Consider the following 8,178-nt stretch of genomic DNA (forward strand, 5'->3'; position numbering starts at 1 on the left):
GAGCGCGAAGACCTATCGATCTTGGACGAAAGCCGGATGCGTTAATAGCGCACGTCCGGTTTGACGAGCGGGGTGTGGAAACGGAGCGCAAGCCACCGCGCCACATCCCGACTCTACCGATCGGCAGATGCCCGCCTTCGATGTAGCGTTCCAGCCGGCTCCAGTTGCTCGCCAGGTAGTTCACCGCTTTGCCCAGGGCATTCTGCGCCGTGACCTGCGGCTGGGTTTTGTTCAGCCAGGCCTTGAGTTGGGCAAGCAACGGCAGGCTGTGCTGCTGACGGCCGTGGTGGCGCTGTTCATCGCTGGCATCCTTGAGTCCGCGCTCGATGCCGTAGAGCTTGTTGATCATCCCCAGCGCGATGTCGGCGCGTCCGGTTTTGCCCTTCGGTTGCACCTTTTGCGCTTCGACGAATTTGCGCCGGGCATGCGCCCAGCAGGCCAAGCGTTCGACGCCCGCTTGCGCGGCCACGGCGTTGTAGCCGGCGTAGTCATCGGTCATCAGATAGCCGCGATAACCGTCGAGCAGGCGCAACGGTATTTCCTGCGCACGGCTGGTGGAGTAATCAAAAAGGATCACTGGTCTGTCTGGCGGGCCGCCGGTCTGCACCCACATCCAGGATTGACTGCTGGGGTCTCGGTCCGGCTCCTTGAGCACCTGTACGCGGGTTTCATCGCAGTGGATCACCGGACTATCCAGCAGTCGGTCGCGCATCAGGTTGAGCAGTGGTTGCAGCTGTTCGCCGCACTGGATCACCCAACGCGCCAGGGTTTGCCGGGGGATGTCGATGCCATGGCGGCTGAGCATCTTTTCGAAGCGATACAGCGGGATGCCGTCGGCGTACTTGGTGGTCAACAGCATCGCCAGCACGCTCGGGCTGGCCAGGCTTTTCTCGATCAGTTGCGCAGGCTTGTCGGCGGTAACCGGGGCGCTTTCGCAGGCCTTGCAGGCGTAGGTCTTGCGGATGTGACGGATTACCTGAACCTGCATCGGGATGATTTCCAGCTGCTCGCTGGTCTCTTCGCCAATGGCCTGCTTGCGGCAACCGCATTCGCAGGTCAGTTCGTGTTCGGGCAGTTCGTGGATGACCTCGACGCGTGGCAACTCGGCCGGTAGCGGCTTGCGCTTGCCGCGGCGCTTGGTCGGCGCGACGGCTTCTTCCTCAACCTCATCGGCAGGTGCTTCAGGCGCTGCTTCGGCCAGGCTTTCCGCTTCGTTGAACATGACCAGCTGCGGTGAATCCGGATCGCTGCTCTGCTCGGATTTACGGCCGAACAGGCGCTGGATCAGAAGCGCGTTTTGTTCACGCAGGCGCTCGATCTGCCTGTCCTTGTCCTTGGCCAATTCCTGCGCCGACGACAACACCTCAGCGAGCAATCGCTTGAGCGCGGCGGGGTCGTCAGGAAGGGTTTCGGGCATGGAAATCATGCCGTGGATTATACCGGCTCAGGCCACGAACCGTGGCGTCAGAACCTGGTGCGGACGGTTGCGCCACAGGTCGATGCCGTCGAGCAGCCAGTTCAGCTCGTCGACCGTCAGTTCGATGGCCTCGTCGCCGGCATCGGGCTTGGTCTTGAAACGCTCGGCTTCCAGACGCTTGAGCCACAGGCAGAAGCCATTGCGCTCCCAGTAGAGGAGAAAGCGCTCCATAAACCCCATCTTCAAATGATCCGAAGGCCAGCCAATGCTGTGCTCCGATTTCTTTCTGGAGCCAGCCGCCATGATGTGCCCCGACGCCAAAGTCGAAAAAGTCTACCTCTACCCCAAGCCGGTGGATTTCCGAAAGTCCATCGACGGCCTGGCCGCCCTGGTCGAGCTGGATATCAAGGTGGCGGTGTTTGACCCGGTGCTGTTCGTCTTCCTCAACCGCGCGCGCAACCGGGTGAAGATTTTGTATTGGGAGCGCAACGGCTTCTGCCTGTGGCTCATACCGCAGACTTCAAGCTGGAGAAGCTCGATGCAGAGCATGTGCGAGCAGCCTTACTGCCGCTGATCGACCGAGAGGCCGTACTGTGCAGTGATGGCGCTGCGGGTTACGCCAACTTTGCCCGCACTCAGGGCATTACTCACCATGTCGTTCACTCGCGTCCTGGTGCACGGGTACGACAGGGCGCTTTCCACATTCAAAACGTTAATGCCTACCACAGCCGCCTGAAGAGTTGGATGACTCGCTTTCACGGAGTCGCCCCCCGCTACCTCCCGAACTATCTGGGCTTGCGTCGCATGCTTGAGCGCTATCAGCTGCGTATTCAGCCGGCTCACTGTATCCAGGAGGCGGTTGGGCGCACCATGCAACACGTGATTGGGACATAGCCAATAAATAACACCACAAAAATGGATGACATTGATTCCAGCTAGAACCATATTACCATTTCAATCTCTACCGAACTCCCACCCGCCGGAGCGCCGCAGGGGTATATCGCGCTGCAGCAGCCTGAGCACCGAAGACGATACTCTGCTCCTCTTCATTCTTAAGACCCATAACTGAATAGCGACCAGAAGAAATATCGTACAATACCTCTGCAGTATATCCAGGAGCCTGTTTGGAATAGTACTGCTGCATATGCCCTTCACCTACACGCCATAACTGGCCACGATTGTCATAGTGATCCACTAACGCCAGCTGCCAGCTGTCTTCATCGAAGTACATGTGGCGAGTGGCGTAAATATGACGTTCGCCCGGTTTAACTTTGGCTACCACTTCCCAGACCCGATGCAGCTCATAACGGGTCAGATCTTGGTTGATATGTCCGGCCCGGAGAATGTCTTTGTACTCCAGGTTCGGCGAATCCAGCTTGTGGCTGTTGTAGGGGATGTACATCTCCTTCTTGCCGATTAGTGCCCAGGTATAGCGATTCGGTGCTCCGTTAAACATGTCGTAATTATCCATTGTAGCCAGACCATCAGCGGCTGGTGCCGGAGCATCATAAGCAACCTGCGGGGCACGACGAACGCGACGCTGCCCCGCATTGTAAAGCCAGGCCATGCGTGGCTCTTTTACCTGATCAATGGTCTCGTGCACCAGCAGTACATCACCGGATAACCGCGATGGCGACTTCACCTTCTGGATGAAATAATAGAGTATGTTTTCACCTCTCCCCTTACCGAGATCAGGGAGGTACACAGGATAAGAAATTTCATCATCAAACGACACAACATTAAATGCGCCATTTTCCAGAGGCTGCATTCTCGTTATTTGACGTTTTATATTCCCACCGCGATAACGGGTGGTATGGTTCCACACCACCTCAACACCGTTTTTTGGGATCGGGAAGGCGTAGAAGCGGCTGTCACCAAAACCCTTGAGGCCGTTGCCACCGTCGATACCTTCGGTATTGAGAGCGCTAGTCTTGGCCGCCGCGTATATTTCGTCCGGCAGCGCCGCGCTACGGTGGGTCGGGTACACCGGAATCTTGTAGGTCTCCGGGTAGCGTTTGAACATCGCTAACTGCCCGGCGGACAGCTTGTCCTTGTACTGTTCGGCGTTGGCTGCAGTGATGGTGAACAGCGGCTGCTCGCTGGCGAAGGGATCGGAGAGGAAGCCTTTGGCGTCTACCGCACCAGCGTTGGTCGGCAGGCCTCCGATCCATTCGGGAATAGTGCCGTCGGTGTTCCCGGTCTTCTCTGCGCCTATCGGGGTCAAGTTGGTGCCCAACTTATTAGCCTCATCTACAGAAACCTTTGCCACGGAAATATTGGCAAAGGAAAATCCGAGAAATACAGCAAGCAAACCAAATGAAACATTACCAACAAGCACGTTAACCTCCATTTATTTTTGTTTTGGAATGGATAATAAGCTGTATGTTTTTTCGAGAAACCGTCAGGATTAGATGAGCCTCCCGAGCAAGACTAGAAACCATCAACCCTATTTAGCCTCTAGCTCAGACTGGAGAATATAATGAGATAGCCCCAAGGGCTTTGAGGCTCATCCATCCCGTTCAACTAAACTGGATATATGGCGCTACTTTTATTTGCTGCCATTAGCTCTTGAACACCGCTACGTGCATTCGCCTCGCGAGCCAGCACACGCTCTTCAGCACTTGCATAGTCACGATCCCAAGCCAGCACCTTCGGAACCATCAGCTTGTTCCACAGCGGCGGAATCATGGTAGCTATGATGGTAGTTAGATAACCACCGACCATCATCGGCGCATCTGGGAACGGCTTGAGGTCTTGATAGGGAACCTCGCCCTGAGCATGGTGGTGCGAATGGCGGGTCAAATTAAACATAGCCCAAGAGCTGATACGTTTATTGGTATTCCAGGAGTGACGCGGCTGCACAGGAGTGGCTGGGTTGCGCACCATGCCGTAGTGCTCCATATAGTTGACAATTTCCAGCAACGCTTTACCCACGAGAGCACAGGCGATAAAGAATAGTGCTGCGTCCACGCCCCCGATGGCATAGGCAACAGCGACCAGAAGAACACTCATCAAGTGACCACGAATAACCGCATTGTGCCAACCGAAGCGACTCTGCCCTTTACGCATCAGGCGCTTGCTCTCGATCGTCCAAGCGCTAATATTGCCCTTGATAGTCGAAACTAGGACATGCCAGTAAACATTACGACCACGCGGGGCAGTAGCCGGATCCTCGGTGGTCGAGACATAGCGGTGATGACCGTAGACATGCTCAATCGAAAATACCGTGTCAAAGCTAAAGGCCAGCAACCAACGACCAACTAGCATAGATACAGGGTCCCAAGTGCGATGAGTTAGCTCATGCGCAGGAATAGTGCCTGTCATGCCGATCATCAACCACGTGAGAGCCCAAGTAGACACGTAATGGCCGACGAAGGTGGCGTCACGGGCAGCGATCAGATCGTATCCAGTTAAACGACTTAGAGCCGCACCGAAGCCCAGGAAGTCGCCACTGCTAACACTCCATACCGCCGAGAAGACAATAAGTGTCAATAACGGCAGAGCCAGCCACAATTGAAAGGTCAGGATGCCGGGGTATTTGAAATTAGGGGTGCTGGTGTCATCCCCGGCAATTGCATCGCCAATGACGTAAATGAATACCACGGCTATCAAGCCGATAGTTATCCAAGCACCACCGGCCAAGATAGCTGCAGCAGACAATAAGCCAACCACATGAAATAGAAAGTACTTCAGGTAATGCAGCGCGTTCATGGTCGTCTCTCTTGTTATTACTAGAGGAATATCAGGCGGTGGCCGCCAGTGGGTAATGATGGGGTGTGAAGCGATCGGCGTAGATGTGATCACAGGGCAGCGCAGAACCGCGTAACATCAAAACCGCGCTATCGATCATTACTGGGGGGCCACATAGGTAGGCGTGAGGACCATTCTCCAGAAACTTGGGGATGAGTTCAGTGACCAGCCCCCTGGCACCTTGCCAGTTGGAGTCACTTGTCGCCCCAGAGAGAACCGGTACGAAATGGAACGAAGCACGCCACTGGGCTGCTAGAGCACTAATTTCATCAAGCGCATAAAGGTCACGTTCTTCGCGAGCACCGAACAGCAAAGTGACAGATCGCTGAGCCCCTGCGGCAAGAGCCTCTTCGAGGAGAGCCAGGATTGGTGCCAGCCCACTACCTCCTGCCACCAAGAGCAGTGGAGCAGCGCTCGGGCGCAAATAGAAGTCGCCCTCTGGCCCCACAACCATCGCCCCCTGCCCAAGCAGCGACTGATCATTGATTACGCTAGTTACGCAGCCGCCTTGCACCTTACGAATGAAGAAGGACACCTTGCCGTCAGGCTGCGGCCTGTTTGCGAAAGAGAAACTGCGAGCATACAGCGGCAAAATGTCGAAGCAGAGATCGGCATACTGGCCAGCCTTGTAGGGCAGACTCTCCTCTAACTGGATCACCAGCCTGGTGATGTTGTGGGTGAGCTTGTCTTGCGCTACCACCTTACCCCGTACCCGTCGACGGGTCTGAAAAGCGGCAAGATCCACTTCAATGCTCACCTCCCCCTTGGGAACACTCTGGCAGGCCAGTATGTAGCCGGCATCCAGCTCCTCATCACTGAGGATGTAGCCGGTTTCAGTCAACTCTTTCACCTGACCCGATATCAGCTTGCACTTGCAACTGGCGCAACCGCCCACACGGCAGCTATGGGGGAAATCAATGCCTTGGCGCAGAGCGGCGTGCAGCAGAGTTTCACCTGGCCTGACGTCTACCCCGATACCATTGATAAGCGCTGCTGAAGCCTTGCGCTTGGCGAAAAATGAAAACATGTGCCCTCCGAGAGTCATTGTTGGAGTAGGAGCTGCGGACGTTCACATCCTAGCGGCGACCCGGGGCGAGCAAGAGGTTCCGGATTGACAAATAGAGGTCATTTATTGACAATTTACGCAGCGCTGAATTATCGCGAAGAGGGATAGCTATGCTCGACTTCGTCTTGCCTGTGCAGTACTTACGGCAAATCGCCGAGCTGGTTCGGGTCTTTGGCGTAAATCCAGAAGATTGGCTAGCACGCAGCCAACTGACCCTGAACCAGATGGGCGAAGCTAGCTTCCAACCCAGCTTCGACGTGTTCCGCCAGCTAACTGAAGACGCCTTGATACTGACCGACGAACCGGCGCTCGGCTTGTTACTGGGCGAGCGGCTGGTTATCAACACGCATGGAATTCTCGGTTTCGCTGCGCAGCAGAGCGAATCGCTTAGCCAGGCCATTCAATTGGTACAGCGCTATCTAGCATTACGCACCACCCTGTTTGACCTTGAGCACGAGCACGACGAGACAACCCAGCTAGAGCACCTCCGCTTCCGTGCAAACTTCACTCTGGGTGCCTGCGAGCGAACACTGCTTGAAGCAGTGATGCTGGCGGTAAAGAATATTTTCGACGCAATCACCTTGGGTTGCGCTCGGCCTCGACAAGTCAGCTTCCCCTTCCCTGAACCAACTTATGCCAACCTGGCAATCGACATGTTCGGTTGCGAAGTAGCCTATGGGCAGAGCTGGGTAGGCTTCACTCTGGACACCGAGCTACTTGAACAGCCTCTCAAAATGGCCGACCCGGCAGCCTTCCGAGAAGCCGAAAAAATCTGTCAGCAAGAGTTGGGAAAGCTGGCAGCCAAGACATCAACAAGCGCAGGCGTGCGAAGGATAATGCTGGAGAAACAACACGGCTTCCCAAGCCTGAACGTTACCGCACGGCTGTTCCACCTAACTCCACGCACCCTCCATCGCCGACTACTTGAAGAGGGCACGTCCTTCAAAGAGATCCTCGAGGAGGTACGCCTTACACTGGCGGTTGAACATCTCAAAGCTGGTCATTTAACGATGGGGGAGATCGCCTATACATTGGGCTACACAGATCTCGCAAACTTCCGTAGAGCCTTCAAACGGTGGACAGGCACGCCTCCCTCTCATTACCTCAGGCACCTACCCAGCACAGCAGGTAAAGCAACAGAATAAACAGCGCGCGACCACCCACACTGACAGACACTCGCAGCCTATGTCAAAACATGGGCGACACCCCATTATCCTGAGCCCATCAGAGGCCAACCAAGGCCCACAAGCCCCTCAAGCCAGCCATCTGCACATTAGGGAAACTCTGAAAAAGGCTTCCTGATTTTGGCAAAATACCCGGATTCCACCCGCCGAGATTTCCGATGAAGCAGATGACCTTTGCCGATGCTGAGTACGCCGGCAAGCGCAAGCAGACCCGCAAGGAGTTGTTCCTGATCGAGATGGATCGGGTGGTGCCGTGGAAGGGCTTGATTGCCCTGATCGAGCCGCACTACCCAAGGGTGACGGTGGTCGCCCGGAGTATCCGTTGATGGCGATGCTGCGTGTCCATCTGATGCAGAACTGGTTCGGCTACAGCGATCCTGCAATGGAGGAGGCGCTGTACGAGACAACCATCCTGCGCCAGTTTGCCGGGCTGAACCTGGAGCGCATTCCGGATGAAACCACCATCCTCAACTTCCGCCGGCTGCTGGAGAAACACGAACTGGCCGGAGGTATCCTTGCTGTCATTAATGGCTATCTGGGCGACCGCGGCCTGTCGCTTCGCCAGGGCTGCGGATTCCACGGCCATCCGGCCACCCATTCCATGAGCATCTGGCCACCGATTCCACGGTGATCCGGCCACCCATTCCACGCGCATCCGGCCACTGATTCCACGGCCATCCGGCCACCCAACCGGGCAGGCAGCAACGCAGGATTTCTTCACTACCATCGACCTCTTTTTCGAAGCAGAGAGGTCGTCGTGG

General features: G+C 55.9%; 7 protein-coding genes and 2 pseudogenes. 4 read left to right on the forward strand and 5 right to left on the reverse strand.

Annotated elements, in window-relative coordinates:
* Both tnpC and tnpB (AC19YY_RS30810) read right to left on the reverse strand, forming a co-directional pair.
* Positions 1-1,426: IS66 family transposase (tnpC, locus tag AC19YY_RS30805; protein WP_500605309.1), on the reverse strand; the 1,426-nt coding region annotated here is incomplete at its 3' end.
* Between the two features lie 18 nt (positions 1,427-1,444).
* A complete protein-coding gene (tnpB, locus tag AC19YY_RS30810) occupies positions 1,445-1,648 on the reverse strand; it encodes an IS66 family insertion sequence element accessory protein TnpB (RefSeq protein ID WP_028614870.1) in 204 nt (67 codons plus the stop codon).
* A 73-nt stretch (positions 1,649-1,721) separates the two neighbouring features.
* Here tnpB (AC19YY_RS30810) and tnpB (AC19YY_RS30815) point away from each other — a divergent pair, with 73 nt between their 5' ends.
* Together tnpB (AC19YY_RS30815) and AC19YY_RS30820 are read left to right on the forward strand one after the other, a co-directional pair.
* Positions 1,722-1,991: an IS66 family insertion sequence element accessory protein TnpB gene (gene tnpB, locus AC19YY_RS30815; RefSeq protein ID WP_500605312.1), complete on the forward strand. Its 270-nt coding sequence runs from the start codon at positions 1,722-1,724 to the stop codon at positions 1,989-1,991.
* Positions 1,925-2,311 (forward strand): annotated as a pseudogene (locus tag AC19YY_RS30820) (IS1595 family transposase); the annotation flags it as partial. The gene tnpB (AC19YY_RS30815) and the pseudogene AC19YY_RS30820, both read left to right, overlap by 67 nt.
* Before the next feature lie 67 nt (positions 2,312-2,378).
* Here AC19YY_RS30820 and AC19YY_RS30825 read toward each other — a convergent pair.
* The 3 genes from AC19YY_RS30825 to AC19YY_RS30835 all read right to left on the reverse strand — a co-directional run bounded on the left by AC19YY_RS30825 (position 2,379) and on the right by AC19YY_RS30835 (position 6,194).
* Positions 2,379-3,728: a DUF1329 domain-containing protein gene (locus AC19YY_RS30825; RefSeq protein ID WP_370736736.1), complete on the reverse strand. Its 1,350-nt coding sequence runs from the start codon at positions 3,726-3,728 to the stop codon at positions 2,379-2,381.
* A 212-nt stretch (positions 3,729-3,940) separates the two neighbouring features.
* On the reverse strand, positions 3,941-5,128 hold the full coding sequence (locus AC19YY_RS30830) for an alkane 1-monooxygenase (protein ID WP_028614872.1): 1,188 nt from the start codon (positions 5,126-5,128) through the stop codon (positions 3,941-3,943).
* A 31-nt stretch (positions 5,129-5,159) separates the two neighbouring features.
* On the reverse strand, positions 5,160-6,194 hold the full coding sequence (locus tag AC19YY_RS30835) for a 2Fe-2S iron-sulfur cluster-binding protein (protein WP_500605310.1): 1,035 nt from the start codon (positions 6,192-6,194) through the stop codon (positions 5,160-5,162).
* 149 nt (positions 6,195-6,343) lie between these two features.
* Here AC19YY_RS30835 and AC19YY_RS30840 point away from each other — a divergent pair, with 149 nt between their 5' ends.
* Complete coding sequence (locus AC19YY_RS30840) at positions 6,344-7,378, forward strand: AraC family transcriptional regulator (protein WP_500605311.1); 1,035 nt, start codon at positions 6,344-6,346, stop codon at positions 7,376-7,378.
* 197 nt (positions 7,379-7,575) lie between these two features.
* Positions 7,576-7,985 (forward strand): annotated as a pseudogene (locus tag AC19YY_RS30845) (transposase); the annotation flags it as partial.
* Between the last annotated feature and the right edge of the window lie 193 nt (positions 7,986-8,178).

This window comes from Pseudomonas sp. MF09156 (assembly GCF_059862305.1).